17 protein-coding genes and 1 pseudogene are annotated in these 14484 nt (G+C 33.9%); 3 read left to right on the top strand and 15 right to left on the bottom strand.

Annotated elements, in window-relative coordinates; translation table 11 throughout:
• Nucleotides 1-583: 583 nt before the first annotated feature.
• The 8 genes and pseudogenes from BAMA_RS22280 to BAMA_RS22245 form a co-directional block, all read right to left on the bottom strand.
• Complete coding sequence (locus tag BAMA_RS22280) at nt 584-1333, bottom strand: ABC transporter permease (RefSeq protein WP_034643931.1); 750 nt, start codon at nt 1331-1333, stop codon at nt 584-586.
• A complete protein-coding gene (locus BAMA_RS22275; protein WP_034643929.1) occupies nt 1334-2095 on the bottom strand; it encodes an ABC transporter ATP-binding protein in 762 nt (253 codons plus the stop codon).
• Nucleotides 2096-2341: 246 nt separating this feature from the next.
• Nucleotides 2342-2683 (bottom strand): DUF1048 domain-containing protein, encoded by a 342-nt coding sequence (locus tag BAMA_RS22270; RefSeq protein ID WP_034643926.1) that lies wholly within the window; start codon nt 2681-2683, stop codon nt 2342-2344.
• 72 nt (nt 2684-2755) lie between these two features.
• Nucleotides 2756-3076, bottom strand: coding sequence for a PadR family transcriptional regulator (locus BAMA_RS22265; protein WP_034643923.1), 321 nt, complete (start codon nt 3074-3076; stop codon nt 2756-2758).
• Nucleotides 3077-3514: 438 nt separating this feature from the next.
• Nucleotides 3515-5194, bottom strand: a complete 1680-nt coding sequence (locus tag BAMA_RS22260) for a DUF6044 family protein (protein ID WP_034643920.1) — start codon at nt 5192-5194, stop codon at nt 3515-3517.
• 100 nt (nt 5195-5294) lie between these two features.
• Nucleotides 5295-6272, bottom strand: a complete 978-nt coding sequence (locus BAMA_RS22255; RefSeq protein ID WP_034643918.1) for a glycosyltransferase family 2 protein — start codon at nt 6270-6272, stop codon at nt 5295-5297.
• Nucleotides 6273-6306: 34 nt separating this feature from the next.
• Nucleotides 6307-6687 carry a GtrA family protein gene (locus BAMA_RS22250; RefSeq protein WP_034643915.1) on the bottom strand — a complete coding sequence of 127 codons (381 nt, stop codon included), beginning with the start codon at nt 6685-6687 and terminating at the stop codon, nt 6307-6309.
• A 288-nt stretch (nt 6688-6975) separates the two neighbouring features.
• A pseudogene (locus BAMA_RS22245) lies at nt 6976-7368 on the bottom strand (transposase); the annotation flags it as partial.
• A gap of 65 nt (nt 7369-7433) precedes the next feature.
• Here BAMA_RS22245 and BAMA_RS22240 point away from each other — a divergent pair.
• Complete coding sequence (locus BAMA_RS22240) at nt 7434-8009, top strand: TetR/AcrR family transcriptional regulator (RefSeq protein ID WP_034643912.1); 576 nt, start codon at nt 7434-7436, stop codon at nt 8007-8009.
• A 59-nt stretch (nt 8010-8068) separates the two neighbouring features.
• The gene (locus tag BAMA_RS22235) at nt 8069-9289 is read left to right on the top strand and encodes an MFS transporter (protein WP_200874718.1); all 1221 of its coding nucleotides are present in this window, start codon (nt 8069-8071) and stop codon (nt 9287-9289) included.
• 407 nt (nt 9290-9696) lie between these two features.
• Here the strand turns inward: BAMA_RS22235 and BAMA_RS22225 are convergent, their stop codons facing one another.
• Together BAMA_RS22225 and BAMA_RS24295 are read right to left on the bottom strand one after the other, a co-directional pair.
• Complete coding sequence (locus BAMA_RS22225) at nt 9697-10527, bottom strand: SDR family NAD(P)-dependent oxidoreductase (protein ID WP_034643907.1); 831 nt, start codon at nt 10525-10527, stop codon at nt 9697-9699.
• Between the two features lie 89 nt (nt 10528-10616).
• A complete protein-coding gene (locus tag BAMA_RS24295) occupies nt 10617-10772 on the bottom strand; it encodes a hypothetical protein (protein WP_200874717.1) in 156 nt (51 codons plus the stop codon).
• A gap of 314 nt (nt 10773-11086) precedes the next feature.
• Here BAMA_RS24295 and BAMA_RS23645 point away from each other — a divergent pair, with 314 nt between their 5' ends.
• Nucleotides 11087-11623 carry a TetR/AcrR family transcriptional regulator gene (locus BAMA_RS23645; protein WP_051759060.1) on the top strand — a complete coding sequence of 179 codons (537 nt, stop codon included), beginning with the start codon at nt 11087-11089 and terminating at the stop codon, nt 11621-11623.
• Nucleotides 11624-11902: 279 nt separating this feature from the next.
• Here BAMA_RS23645 and BAMA_RS22210 read toward each other — a convergent pair whose 3' ends face one another.
• From BAMA_RS22210 to BAMA_RS24780, 5 genes are all read right to left on the bottom strand, one after another.
• Nucleotides 11903-12448, bottom strand: coding sequence for a GNAT family N-acetyltransferase (locus tag BAMA_RS22210; protein ID WP_034643905.1), 546 nt, complete (start codon nt 12446-12448; stop codon nt 11903-11905).
• A gap of 211 nt (nt 12449-12659) precedes the next feature.
• Entirely contained in the window at nt 12660-13355 is a 696-nt protein-coding gene (locus BAMA_RS22205; RefSeq protein ID WP_034643903.1) for a YjjG family noncanonical pyrimidine nucleotidase, read from the bottom strand.
• A 265-nt stretch (nt 13356-13620) separates the two neighbouring features.
• Nucleotides 13621-14130, bottom strand: coding sequence for a DinB family protein (locus tag BAMA_RS22200; protein WP_034643901.1), 510 nt, complete (start codon nt 14128-14130; stop codon nt 13621-13623).
• A 23-nt stretch (nt 14131-14153) separates the two neighbouring features.
• Complete coding sequence (locus BAMA_RS25710) at nt 14154-14234, bottom strand: hypothetical protein (protein WP_415782974.1); 81 nt, start codon at nt 14232-14234, stop codon at nt 14154-14156.
• A partial coding sequence (locus BAMA_RS24780) for a hypothetical protein (RefSeq protein ID WP_034643898.1) occupies nt 14213-14484 on the bottom strand: 272 nt, incomplete at its 5' end. The genes BAMA_RS25710 and BAMA_RS24780, both read right to left, overlap by 22 nt.

Below are 14484 nucleotides of genomic sequence, written 5' to 3'. Positions count from 1 at the left end.
CGATTAACAAATTACAATTTATCTTGAACCTGTTAGAGAAGAATGGTGAAGATATAAACTGATATTATATTTGAGAGACATTATAAATGTGAATGTATTCACTTAAACAAACAGGTGTTTTAGTTCAATAAGAATTTCCGTAGTCTTTTCAGAATAAAGTAGTTAAAAATAAAAGACTACATACTGGATAGGCTACACTGAACTAGTCAAAAAATACAAAAAACCGTCAATCAGGACGGCTTTACTTTTGACATAATTCTTGTTATCGGTAGTTAATTATTCAACTTCCATATTTCTTGTTCCCCTTACAATCATTTCAAGAAGATAGTCAAATTAATCCTTAAATCTCACCTACGATATTAGGGGGATTATTTCATTAAACGGTCCAATATAAAAATAAGGGCACAATTCTTATTCCAGAATTGTGCCCGATTGTTGAATAATATGAAGGTATTATATCGACAATAGTTCCCATGAGAACATAACAAGTAATTAATGCATGAAAAATTCCCCTATGCTTTTCCAAACATATATATTATTTCGGAAGATTTAGCTGCCACGAGATACCAAACCGATGGTGTACTTATCCTAACTGGCGTTTAAATGCTTTATTGGCGAAGAAGTAAGCGATGATCATGATGCCGATGCACCAAGCAAGTGCGATCCAAATATCGTTGCCAACAGCCCCTTCATACAAAAGAGCACGAATCGTATTCACGATTGAAGTCACGGGCTGATTCTCAGCGAACGCACGAACAATTTTAGGCATAGTTTCTGTGGGAACAAAGGCCGAACTGATAAACGGCAGGAAAATCAGCGGGTACGAGTAGGCTGTCGCCCCTTCCATAGATCCCGCTGTCAATCCGGGAATGACAGCCAGCCATGTCAGCGCTAGCGTAAACAGCACTATTATCCCAGCTACGGCAAGCCAATCCAGGATATCAGCACTCGAACGGAATCCCATCAAGAGTGCAACGATGATAACCACCAAGATAGTAAGCACATTGGAAACAAGCGAGGTCAACACGTGAGCCCATAATATCGACGAACGCTTGATGGGCATAGTAATGAAACGTGCCATCAGCCCGCTCTTTACATCCGTAAACAACCGCACGGAAGTGTAAGCGACACCGGATGCGATAGTCATCAGTAAGATTCCCGGCAATAAATAATTGACGTAGTTGTCCGTTCCTGTCTCTATGGCACCACCAAATACATAGACAAACAACAACATCATCATAATTGGTGTAATCGCCACCGTGATAATCGTATCTGGGCTACGCATGATGTTGCGCATTAAACGCCCTAGTAATACCCCTGTTTTGCTTTTCATTTACATCTCCTCCTTTTTGCCGATGATTGCAAGGAAAATTTCCTCCAATGTCGGCTGCTTCTCGATGTACTCCACTTTTGCTGGCGGGAACATCTCTTTAAGTTCAGTAAGGGTACCGGTCGTGATGATTTTTCCGCCATGCAGGATGGCAATACGGTCCGCCAGTTGTTCCGCTTCCTCCAAGTACTGGGTTGTCAGCAAGATGGTTGTTCCGCTGACAGCAAGTTCCTTGACGGTATTCCAGACTTCAATTCGTGCTTCGGGGTCAAGCCCTGTCGTCGGTTCGTCAAGAAAAATGACTGCTGGCGTCCCGATTAGGCTCATAGCGATGTCAAGCCTGCGCTTCATCCCGCCTGAATACTGGTCTGCCCTGCGGTTGGCTGCATCGGTCAGACTAAATCTTGCAAGCAGATTGTCGGCGACTTGAGCGGGATTGGAAACTCCACGCAACTTGGCAATCATTATCAGGTTTTCACGCCCGGTGAGCATGCCATCTAAAGCTGCGAACTGCCCTGTCAGGCTGATACTCTGGCGAACATGATCCGGTTGACGATGGACGTCAAAGCCGCAAATACCTACGTTGCCACCATCTGACTTCATCAGCGTCGAGAGGATGTTAACCGTCGTCGTCTTGCCCGCTCCATTTGAACCCAGCAGTGCGAAAATTTCGCCACGCTGCACCTCAAAATCCACCCCCTTTAAGACTTCCTTGTCTTTAAAAGATTTTTTTAACCCTTTTACAGAAATCGCTACATTGCTCATACTTTTCTCCTCCTTATAAAGTGAAACTTCACTCAGTGGGGGTTTCTTCCCCCCACCGAGTGTTAGTTGAACGAATCGGGCTTTTACGGGATAAAAAGCGCTTTATGAAGCTAAATTGTCTACTCTCTTCTATTTAGTCTCACTGATAATCTGTATTACTTAGTACTGAGTTAAAAATATAACTGAATAGCTATGGCGACAATTCACATTTGTAACTAGCTAATCAGTCGGTATTATCTATTGCATTTATTTTTTTCTCAATCTCTTCACGATACTCTGATTCAAATCTTCACGATACTTGGCGACATAAGTTTTAGCGTTTGCCACTAGTTCGTCAGCAAAGGACGCCACGTCTTCCCCAGTGATTTCCAGCACTTGTCTACCTTCCGCCGCACCGGCTTCGAACAACTCGATTAATTCATACTGTATGTGTAGCATATCCATCCCGTTTCCCGCTGAGAAATTCCACATATAGTTTTGAATTTTCTTAAATACAAACTCGTAGTCATCTGGCAGGGCTTCAACCCGTGCCATCATCATTTTGTATTCTTTTTTATCACCAATCATTTTTTTGAACATTTCCATCATATTATTTTTCCTCCTTTTTTTATAAAGCTGAACAAGACACTCCAAAAGTATCGGACCGAATATCTTATGAAGCTAGATTGACTTCAAGACGTTGATTTTTGATGATACAAAATCCCATTTTTCCCAAAACAATTTAAGTTCCTGGCGGCCAGCCTCATTAAGTGAGTAAAACTTGCGGGGTGGCCCCATATCTGACGGTTTCTTTTCTATATTCACAAGTTTTTTCTTTTCTAATCGTACAAGGATGGTATAGACCGTCCCTTCCACGACTTCGGTAAACCCAAGCTCGTTCAGGTGGCGGGTAATTTCATATCCATAGGTTTCATGGCGGCTGATGATTTCCAGCACACACCCTTCCAGTGAACCCTTCAGCATTTCAGTTAAATTTTCCATGTTTAGATCCTCCTTTACCTCCTCTATTCTGTCTGACTTATATTCAGTATAACAGAGTACTAAGGTGAATTTTTACTGAATAGCTTTTGGGAAATCATGCTATTCAGTATTACTTATTACATGTATATTGTATAACCGAGTAGAAGGTGTCAACTATTTTTCTTGAATTTTTTTGCAACCTCACTATTCGGTATTACTTATTACAAGTACACTGTAACACCGAGTAGCAGGTGATGTCAACTGGATTTTCTAAATATTTTTAAATCAGCTATCCCCATTGGATACATCCAACATTTAGGAATTATCTTAACGTGGGTTTCATGTCAAAGTTTTTGGGGTATTCCAACACGAAATAGTAGAAACCAAACTAATATTACATCTACATATTAGTTTGGTTTTTATGTATGTACATTGAAAGAGGTAATCTATTTCCCCTATCTATATTGCTTTATACAAATAAATTTTCCAAGCGGATTTCTTTGATGTAAACACTTTCTCAAGGGACAAATTGTTTTCTACTGCATTTTCAATAGGAATAGCAGAAAACATGTATTGACCACCCATTTCTTTAAAATGCTCTATATTAAGTTGTAAATTTCCCAAGCGTTTTTTCGAGTTTTTCTTAAACATATATTGTTTTCCAAGTTCATCGGTGAAAATATAACAGCGGCCACCCCACTCGTCAAAATACGTACGAATCGTTTTATTTTTCGCTAGTTCCTTCTCGATTATTTTTCGAAATTCATATTTATATGATAAAGGATAAAAATTGTTATATGTATCAAGTGTATAGAATCCGTTGTACTGAGCGATAGCAGGATGTAAACCAATACTAGCAACACGGTACTGCTCCACAGGTAAACCGATATACTCTTTTATCTCCTGAAATTGTGTTTCTGCAAAAAATTCCTTTACTGAAGGTTTACTTTGAAAAATAATTTCCTCATTAAAAAAGCTTAACAAAATAATTTGAGCGATCACAAAACCCACCGTAGCATGTCTCCATACTTTCCCTTGTAACCATAAAACTTTTAACCCAAGAGCAAATAAAACATAAATAACTAACGGGCGCAAAAAATGGTATCGTGCAAAATTAAACGTATCCAAAATGTGAAAACGTTTTGTTAGCGGGAGCCAACCTTTATAAAACCAAAAAGCATACCAAATTGACAATGCGATGTTAAACAAAAACAAAAAAACAAAGACTTTTTCTTGCTTCCATTTCCGCTTAGAAATGATAAAATACAACGCAATACATATGACAGGTAAAATAACAAATGTATGGACTGTCATGACATGGTTATGCCCTAAAAGAAAATTTTTCACTGTAAGACGGAGAGACCGCCATAGCGATAACCTTGCATGAAAATATTCATCTCTGCTGTTAGGTTCAGTTGATAGGAAGAAGGAAGATACTAAGCGATATTCTACAATCATGTAAATAAGTGTCATATAAGCAATTGAAAAAAGAAAACGAAAGTTCCATTCTTTCTTCATGATTACATCCACTAACCAAAGAACCCCCATCCCGCTTAAAAAGAAGAAAAAACCTAAAACAATACTCGAATAGAAAGGAATAAGAGTAAGTACGAAATAGTTCTTCCACGACCTTTCCCCTTTTCGAATATTTAAAAATGCCCAAAGTGCAAGAGGCATTCCGAGAGTACTAAGCATTCCTGACGGCCAAAAAGGAGTAAGAGCAAAAGCCAATGAAACTCCAACAGAAATGACCATCCATTCCTCTCTAGGTAAAAAGTGTTGTTTTAAAAGAAGATACATCCCTATAAATGCAACTACTCTTGTAATTGTCTGACTTAATGCATACGCAATCATAGTTGGAAGAAAAGCATATAACCAAACAATAACACTAAATTCCGTGCTAAATGCGTTTCTTGATAATTGATTGTTGATCACCTGTGGAATTGTAGCATCAATCGGACCTATTATCTCCCCGCTCCTTGCTAAAACCTTATACCAGGATAAATTGGAATCAAGATTATCATGAACGCGAATATGCGCATTTTCTCCAAGAATAAATAAAGGAGCCAAATAAAGAATGAGTATAATTGCTGCAAAAACAAGTAACTTTTTTTCTTGGTTGTTCTGGATTGAAAACATTTACTACACCTCAAGAAATTCTTAAAAGTTTACTTATAAAATCTCCGAAATGAAAGAAATTATCCCCTTGATAATTAAGCTACTATCCTTTTTATTGTCTTTAAGATATATTTGTTTTTTCTTTTTTGTATAAAATCACATCATCTTCTTCGATATTCACAGTCTCTTTTACAACATAAATTGGTCGGTTCTTACTTTCATCATAAATATGAGCGATATATTGACCAACAATACCAAGACCGAGCAGTTGCATACCGCTGAAGAATGTGATGGCAACCATAAGAGACGTCCATCCAGTTTGGATGTCTTGTCCAAAAATTTTAACGATAACTGAGTATATTAAAACCGCAATAGAAATTAATACAGAGATTAAACCTAAAGTCATAACCATTCTTAACGGCTTTGTAGAAAATGCGATAATACCATCTGAAGCAAATTTCATCATTTTTTTTAGTGGATACTTCGTTTCACCTGCAAAACGTTGATCTCTTTCGTATTCAATATATGTTTGGCGAAATCCAATCCAAGACATCATTCCACGTACGAAACGATTTCGTTCTGTCATTTGCTTAAATATATCTGCTACTTTACGATCGATAAGGCGGAAGTCACCTGTGTCTTTTGGAATATCGATATCAGACATGTAATTTAAGAAGCAGTAAAAATATTTAGCTGTAACAAGTTTAAACCAAGTTTCACCGTTACGTTGTTTTCTTTTCGCATAAACAACCTCATAACCTTCTTCCCATTTCGCAATAAGTTCCGGGATGACTTCAGGTGGATCCTGCAAATCGGCATCAATGATTATGATAGCATCACCTCTTGCAAAATCAATTCCTGCTGTCACAGCTGTTTGATGTCCAAAATTACGAGAAAAGTTTACGATTTTAGCACGATAGTCTTCGGTTGAAATACCTTTTAAAATTTCCATTGTCCGATCAGTACTACCATCATTTACAAAGACAAATTCATAATTAATATTATTTTGTAACATAACAGATTTTAAGCAATTATAACACTCTTGTGCTACTTCTTCTTCAAAATACATAGGAACGATGATTGAAATAAGTTTCTGCAAATTTTTATCCTCCTTGTAGCAACAATATATTAATTTAATGGAAATGACTTTGTTTGTTGAATACCCAAAGTTTATTAAGAAAAAAATTCATAACCAGACCAACACCGATAGAAAAAATTTGTGAGAGAAACTTATTGATGAAAAATTTATCAACTAATATGAACAGGTTAATTGTATTAAAAGTTAATACAATTACATTTACAGTTAGGAATTTAAAAAATAATGTTAAATCTTTATTTTTCGATTCAAAAACCCAATTTTTGTTCCAATAATAACTGTTAGCAACCCCAATTAAATAAGCAAAGCAGTTAGCGATAAGATAATTCATGCCAATTTTAACGAGAAATATATAGCTAATAATTGTGATAAATGTATTTAATACTCCTATTAAGCTAAACTTTAAAAATTTCTTCATAATGTATTATCCTCATTTTTATAAAAGATATAAAAAAATATAGTAGATATATGTATAATAACCATCTTAAGTTTTTGTATAAATCGATAATTCCTTTAACGATTTATGATAAGAAAATCTTGAAAAGTTAAATAAAAAGAAGTGTTTCATTTTATAAAAAAGAAATAAGAAAAAACGGTATAAAAATCTAGTTTCACACCATCTTTTTAAAAAATTTATTATCTTTTAAACGACTTTATTATGTGAGAACATCTATTTTGTCATTCTATTTCTTAGAATGAATAGTGCTAAATGGCATTCAAGACGCTCTTTTTTGATGTCCTTACACTCATCAATTTCAAAGAACGACTTCCATGTTTTAAACAAAATCTCTACTTGCCAACGCAGTGAATACAAGGAATGCACATAGTTAGTCGGTACTTCTTCTGGCGGTATGTTCGTAATATATACATTCATGCTCATCAAACGCTTACTTTTATCCTTCATGATAATACCCTTTTTCTTCTCACATATTGCTTGATTTTTTAAACGCGTGTGTGTTTGAACGTCGGTTAAACGATGGATCATGACACGTGTTGGAAGCTTCTAATTTTGGCCAATATATGCTTCGGGGATTTCTATTGTTTCACCAGAGGATAGACCAGACATCATTTGTTTCATATCAAGTTGGATGTATTCTGTAAAAATTTCTGGACTTATCGTTCCGGAATTTTTATAATAAATTATATGAATGGGGGTGTTGTAAATTGGGGAGAAGTATAAAATTTAACAAAGAACATGCTTTGGATAAAGCTATGTATTTATTCTGGGAGAAAGGTTATGACGCTACATATATCTCAGATCTCATTGATACGATGGGAATAAGTCGATCTACTCTCTACGATAGTTTTGGAGATAAGGATGAACTATTTAAACTCGTTTTAGAACATTATAAAAGTTATAGCTATCGAAAGAGAAATTTACTTTTTAATGGTATAAACACTAAAGCATCACTTAAATCCTTTTTTTATCAACATATTGAAAAATGCTATTCAGATGAAATTCCCAAAAGTTGTATTATAACTAATTCTTCACTGCTTATTGGACATATTGATCCTTCCATAGAAGAAATACTTATAAATAATTTTAATGAACTTGAAAAAGTATTTAAGCAAGTCATTGAAGAAGGAAAAAAGAAAGGAGAAGTTTCACAGGAGGCTAACTCTGAATTAGTTGCATATTCTTTACTAAGTTTAAATCATAGCATTAATTTAATGTCCAGATATAAAAAAGAGAAAAATCTAGCCTATAATCTAGTGGATAAGACTATTACAGACCTATAGTCTTTCTTTTTTAACAACTCCGGAACGAACGTACCAAAAAATAAAAATAAATAAAAGGAATGATAAAGTTGACTAAAAAGACTAATTTTCTAATATTTATTTTGGCAATTAGTTGTGGTTCACTTGCTGCAAATATTTATTATGCACAACCAATTGTACAATTCATTGCAAAAGATCTGAACCTCTCTTCTGATTTATCCGGATTGCTCACTACCTTGACACAAATCGGGTATGGATTGGGCTTATTTTTAATCGTACCAATGGCTGACTTATTTAAAAGTAAGAAAATAATAGGAATTCTTATCGGGCTAACTATTATTTCATTAATTGGTACGCTGATTTCGACAAATGGAATTGTTTTTTTAATATTAACAACTATAATTGGCATTGGAGCCTGTGCGGCTCAAATGTTAGTTCCACTAACAATGAGGATTGTGCCCATTGAAGAGACAGGTAAATATGTGGGTAAAGTAATGAGTGGTTTATTGATTGGGATTATGATTGCTCGCCCATTATCTATCGGAATAGCTGACTGGTTCGGCTGGAGAATGGTATTTCTTTTTTCATTAATAACCCTAGTTGCCGTATTACTGTTAATTATAAAATTTTTGCCCAACTATGAAGTAGTATCGACTAGCAACATGTTATATCCAAATTTAATAGCTTCTATGGTAAAACTACTAATAAATACTCCTTCTTTACAACAAAGAGCTTTTTATCACACATGTTTATTTGCAACATTTAGTCTTTATTGGACAGTTATTCCAATTTTATTAAGGTCTGAGCCATTACATTTTTCAAATAATGAAATTGCATTATTTGGCTTTGTTGCAATAGCTGGAGCTTTATTAACTCCTACTATTGGTAAAATAGCAGATAAAGGTTATATTGTTATAATGACTAATGTATCAATGGCGCTCGTACTATTATCTATCGTACTATTATTTTTTGTTAAAGACCATTCACTATTTAGTGTAATTTTAATACTTATCTCAGGAATTAGTATTGATATTGGTGTATCAGGAAATTTATTATTAGGTCAAAAAGTTATCTTTGGTTTGAATCCAGAGATAAGAAACAGACTTAATGGATTATATATGACTATTTTCTTTTTGGGAGGAGCCTTTGGTTCATGGATTGGAAGTTATACTTACTATAAATTTAATAGTGAAGTAACTTTACTCATTGGAACAGCTTTGCCTTTAATCGCCTTATTCGTTCATTTAATAAAAAATAATACAATAAATTTATCAAAAACCAAAAATAAATATATGTCCTAACTATCAATGTCCCCTAAAATTTAGAGTCAAAATCTAATTTTTGGAGTAGCATTACATATCCATCAACTTAAGGAATTAATTGTTCCCTAAGACGAAAAAAATAAGCCGAACCCCCATAGATAACTGTAAAAAAGTAATTTTTTTGTTATGGGGGTATCTCAAAATATTAGCTTGATGGACATGGGGTACTGACGGCAAAACGCAGATTTTGTATGCTAAGCAAATTTCGATAAAGAAAAAGCCGATTTCCTGTATGCTAAGGGAATCGAATTTTCCTTTAAATATTAGCTTTTTAACATCAAATATATTATTCTTATTTACCAGTTTCAACAAATTCTTTGATATGAGCTTGAATTTCATCACAAGTACCACTCATTATTTCATATTCTTCAGAAGTAAAGGCTCCTCTAATCTTTTTTATCGAGCATTTGAACAGTCATGTCATATAGCTTTTGAGCATTTTCTCTATCAAAGGTTCCCATCATTAGACTTACTTCTTTTTCCATTTTAAAAGCAGATAAAGAAGCTTTTGGTGGATTTTCTAATAAATTCATGATAGGTTTAATCCCCTCTTCTACTGATTTTCCGATTATTTTATACGACAATTTCATTAAATTCTTCATTAAGGGATTTTTAAACATTTCAAAAACTCCAGAGGTCTGTACAGCCCAAGGATTATAAAGAATATATTTTATTTTATCGACAGTATCTTTCTCAGCAAATGCAACACCCAGTAAATCGTTTAAGCGACTTCCATGAAACGAAACATTCTTAAAGCTTTTTTTATGCTGCAAGTCCTCCCAATTCACTTCCCCTTTCATTCCAGGTGCACAAACATTAATAATTACAGGATTTGTTGTTGTTTCCAAGCACTCTTTTAAACCATAACTGAGAATAAATCTACTCAAATAATATAATGCAAAGGAAAATTCAAATCCCTCTTGTGTTTCAATATATGTGTTATTGTGTTTCGTCGCACAAAAAATGACCTTGTCCAATGAATAATAATTTTCTTTTATTTCTTTGATAATTCGTTTGTTCTCACTTACAAGACTTAAGTCGGCTTGAATATATATAGCTCTATTTGAAGCATTTAGTTTCTCTGCTTCTTGATAGAACAAATTCCCTTTAGATGATGAGCTTCCAATGACAATAACTCGTTCCCCTTTTTTTAAGAAGTCCATTGCGATGCCCTTACCAATTCCATCTGTTCCTCCAGTTATAAGAATTGTTTTCATTAATTTCCTCTCCTTATAGAAATATTTACTCTAAAAAGAGAGCCGATACTTTTAAAGATTATAGGCTCTCCTAAAATCACATAATAAGTTTATACATTTAATTCAGGAAAGACAGTTTCAAACTTATCTAGCTTACTATACAACTCGTACCATGATTCGGCGATTAAATCAGGATCTGCTTCTGTACCTTTTTTAATTAATGAAGAAATAGCTTGAAAGTCAACATAAATCCCATATTTTCCCAAAAAAGGTTATGCAAGTTTTGAGCATAATTTCTTAGCCCTGAACACGCTATTCCGATGTTCCCTAATTGAGGAAGTGGATATAAAGCTGAAATACCTGAATTAAACAGGATTGCACCAGATTTATTTTTTTTTGCTAACGATAACCCTAGACCAGGATCTGCATCTACAATTGCGATTGTCTTTTTTATTTATCCAACTACCTTTTTTGTTATTATTAAAACAACTGTTGTTGTCTTAATGGTATTATAGGTCTTGGTTTAAATCGTTACAACCAACAAAAATATTGATATGTCGCGATAAGGAGAGAAATAATTATGAAGGTACAAGGTATACGAAATACAAATACAAAAAAGGATATTGAGGAAGCTTTTACGTATCTTCTAAGAAAGAAGGATATTGAAAACATAACTATTAAAAATATAACAGAGAAAGCAAATATAAACAGAGCTACTTTTTATGCTCATTTTGAAGATAAATACCACCTTTTTGATGAAATGATTCTTAAAGCAATAAAGGGGGCTATAAATGAAAAGGCAGGTAATTTAACCATTCTTGATAAAAACCATATTAAAGTGTTATTTACTTCTATATATGATTTTATGAATGAAATTGTAGAAAACTGCCCTTACAGCTTTTTTAAACTGTTTCCACTATTAAGAGTAAAAATGATAGATGTTTTGCAAGTACACATCCAAACTAAACTTACTATCTTAGAACAAGATATAGATATGTTTAAGTCATTAATGTTTTCAAGTATGCTTTATGAAGCTGCCGAAATTTCCATTCTTAAAAAGTCTAATTTGGAGAAAGATAAGATTCTAGATGAATTAACAAATTTAATCCTTAAATAAACAAAGATTTTATTTTTACGTTTTTCAACACAGATCCTTCTGTTTATATGAACAGTAATATTATCTTTAAAGTAAATTACTTTTTCATGAACGATAGGAATGCGTGTAACAAAAATGACCGTTTATGGTACTTTACTTATTTCTACCCAAATAGAGAAAAATACTATTCAAATTCAGTTTCTAAAAGTGAAATCTCATCTTTGCTACTGTAAAAAAACAACTAGCCCCTCTTCTTGGGGGCTAGTTGTTGTAAAATTCGTTATTGGAAGTGAAATGAGTTTACACATCCAAGCTGTTGATGATAGCTAATATTTGATGATCTGTCCATTTGCCATTAATCTTTACATTTTCTTTAGCTATGCCTTCTTTTTTAAACCCTACTTTTTCTAATACACGAATAGATGCTATATTGTCAGGCATAGCTCCTGCTTCAATTCTATGTAGTTTTAATTCTCTAAAAGCAAAATCTACAACAAGTTGAAGAGCTTCTGTTGTATAGCCCTTTGCATTATACTCTTTATCTAAAGTAAATCCCGTATAACAGCTTTGGACGTTTCCCATAGCAATTTGAGTTAATGAAATGTCTCCGATAAGTTTATCAGTTGCTTTTAAAAAGATTCCAAAAGCATATAATTGCCCTTCATCTGTCTTTTTTAATGCCTGTTCAATGCGCATTTTTTGATGTTCTTCTGTATAAAAGGCTTCTGGGAGTAATGGGCAAACTCGTTGAAAAAATTCGCGATTTCTAATATGTAAGTTAGCTAATTCGCTGGCGTCAGAAGTTTTGTAAAGTCGAAGATAAATTTGTTGCCCTACTAGTTTCATAACACCCCTCCAATATCTTTTTATTACCATTTTATATGTCTAATTAGGCAAAAGTATGCTGTATATTCTATTTAAGTCAGGTTGACGTAACGCAACATTATCAACAGTTAGCCTATTTAGAAACCTATAAAAAGGTCCTTTCAGATTTTCTAAAGGGACCTTTTTATTCATATAATCAGTGTTATCTCTTGAACGGTTCGTTTAAAATCTCTCAACTATCCATCTTACCTACAATCTTTATAAGATCCGTCAGCTCACGGATTTCAAACGTCGGCTTAATTCCTATATTATTTTCCTTAAGATGCGGATTGAACCAGCAGGTGTCAATTCCGTAATTTATCCCCCCTTGAATATCGGAGGTCAAAGAATCGCCCACGATTAACACTTTAGCTTTATCTGTAATCTGTAGCTTGGAAAACGCGTAATCGAAAATACCCTTTTCAGGCTTCTGGAATCCAGCTTCTTCAGAAATAATAATATGCTCAAAAGTATTACTGAGAGGAGAGCTCCCGATTCTTGATGTCTGCACATCCGTGAATCCGTTTGTTATAATGGCCAGCCGACAACCGGCAAGATTATCACATAATTCTACGGCTCCCTGTACGATATGTGTTTCATTGCCTAAATATCCAAGATAAACACTGTTGAACGTATCTGCATTGATTTCAAGCTCATGCGCAAGGAACAACCTCCTAAACCTCTCTACTCCCAGTTCTGATAAATTAGTAAGCCCCTGTTCCAAATCTCTCCATAATACTTTGCTAATCTCTTTGTAATCGGCTTCATAATCCACCAATCCCATAGGCAATCCAAATTCTACAAAAGCTTTATGTAGTGCCTTTTTTTCCGACATACTGAAGTCGAATAATGTATCATCAACATCGAACAATATGATTTCGTATTTCATAGCTACCTCCATTTATCATTACCAACTTAATTTCAACACTTAAATATATCCATATTATACTGTTTATTTTATTCGGAAATATAGAATATCCTAACAATTTAAATAGCTGTAACAAAATACTGTATCAAAAATAATTCGTAACATTATTAGTAAAACACCTATTTGTCACATTGAAATCTAATCTTGGAAATAAAATTAGTCTCTTGTATAATTAGATTTTATTATAAAAAGCCCCATCCAATCGAATAGAGCTTTCATATACTATTTAACTTTCAAAAAGTAGTTTTATCTCTTTAATTTGTTCTATGTGACGCTGTTCATGCAAATATATAAGTTCTATCCATTGATCAAGAAGTAATTCTCCCAGAGCAGGATGTTTCACTGATTTTTTCGCTAATATGGATACATCTTCTATTGTACTAAGAAAAATCATCAATTTTTTTCTCGAATCGTTTAAAAAATCAATCATCTGCTGAACTTCAAATGGTCCTAAGCTTGGTTCAAGAATTTCTGGAGCTGTAAATTTTTTCGTTCTATCTAATAATATAGAATGAATTTCTTGACGCTCTTTTTGAGTACTATCAATCTCTTTTAATCCAAATGAAATAACTTTTATAGCTGCCTCATCTAATAAAACTAAGTGATGACAAACTTGTGCTATACTCCATTTATTTATATCTGGCTTACTATTGAATTGAGCATCACTCAATAAAGTAATCTCCTCTAATAGGTTATTTCTCGCTTCATAAAACTTGTCATTTACAAATTTATTCATGAGATTTCTCCTTTCACCTGAAATTACATACTTAGAAACCATACGCTTTCTCCATCACTATCGTCTTCAAATTCCATAAAAGTCATGATATCTGTCTCATCCATGTTTTCCAAATACAAATAAAGGCTATGTGCTTCAATATTTTATTGTTACCGTATTTTTCAGCTCCTAAAGTTTTTAGTCTTAATTTTCCGAATAAATAGTTTTCGATATTCCACATTGATTGTACCACATTTTCTACCTTACTTGAATTAAACTTCACGCTTGCACTTTGTACCTTTACAAGCTTCGACATGGATATAAAGCTATCCATTGCGCGGAAAGATTTTGCAGCTGGTCCTACAAGTGGAATCA

It is taken from the genome of Bacillus manliponensis (assembly GCF_000712595.1).
In the GTDB taxonomy this organism is placed as follows: domain Bacteria; phylum Bacillota; class Bacilli; order Bacillales; family Bacillaceae_G; genus Bacillus_A; species Bacillus_A manliponensis.
This window is presented reverse-complemented; position numbering and strand designations above follow the sequence as displayed.

Coding starts and splice junctions, on each gene's coding strand:
- BAMA_RS22280 (WP_034643931.1), bottom strand. CDS start 1,333: ATGAAAAGCAAAACAGGGGTATTACTAGGGCGTTTAATGCGCAACATC.
- BAMA_RS22275 (WP_034643929.1), bottom strand. CDS start 2,095: ATGAGCAATGTAGCGATTTCTGTAAAAGGGTTAAAAAAATCTTTTAAA.
- BAMA_RS22270 (WP_034643926.1), bottom strand. CDS start 2,683: ATGATGGAAATGTTCAAAAAAATGATTGGTGATAAAAAAGAATACAAA.
- BAMA_RS22265 (WP_034643923.1), bottom strand. CDS start 3,076: ATGGAAAATTTAACTGAAATGCTGAAGGGTTCACTGGAAGGGTGTGTG.
- BAMA_RS22260 (WP_034643920.1), bottom strand. CDS start 5,194: ATGTTTTCAATCCAGAACAACCAAGAAAAAAAGTTACTTGTTTTTGCA.
- BAMA_RS22250 (WP_034643915.1), bottom strand. CDS start 6,687: ATGAAGAAATTTTTAAAGTTTAGCTTAATAGGAGTATTAAATACATTT.
- BAMA_RS22235 (WP_200874718.1), top strand. CDS start 8,069: ATGATAAAGTTGACTAAAAAGACTAATTTTCTAATATTTATTTTGGCA.
- BAMA_RS22225 (WP_034643907.1), bottom strand. CDS start 10,527: ATGAAAACAATTCTTATAACTGGAGGAACAGATGGAATTGGTAAGGGC.
- BAMA_RS23645 (WP_051759060.1), top strand. CDS start 11,087: ATGAAGGTACAAGGTATACGAAATACAAATACAAAAAAGGATATTGAG.
- BAMA_RS22210 (WP_034643905.1), bottom strand. CDS start 12,448: ATGAAACTAGTAGGGCAACAAATTTATCTTCGACTTTACAAAACTTCT.
- BAMA_RS22205 (WP_034643903.1), bottom strand. CDS start 13,355: ATGAAATACGAAATCATATTGTTCGATGTTGATGATACATTATTCGAC.
- BAMA_RS22200 (WP_034643901.1), bottom strand. CDS start 14,130: ATGAATAAATTTGTAAATGACAAGTTTTATGAAGCGAGAAATAACCTA.
- BAMA_RS25710 (WP_415782974.1), bottom strand. CDS start 14,234: ATGGATGAGACAGATATCATGACTTTTATGGAATTTGAAGACGATAGT.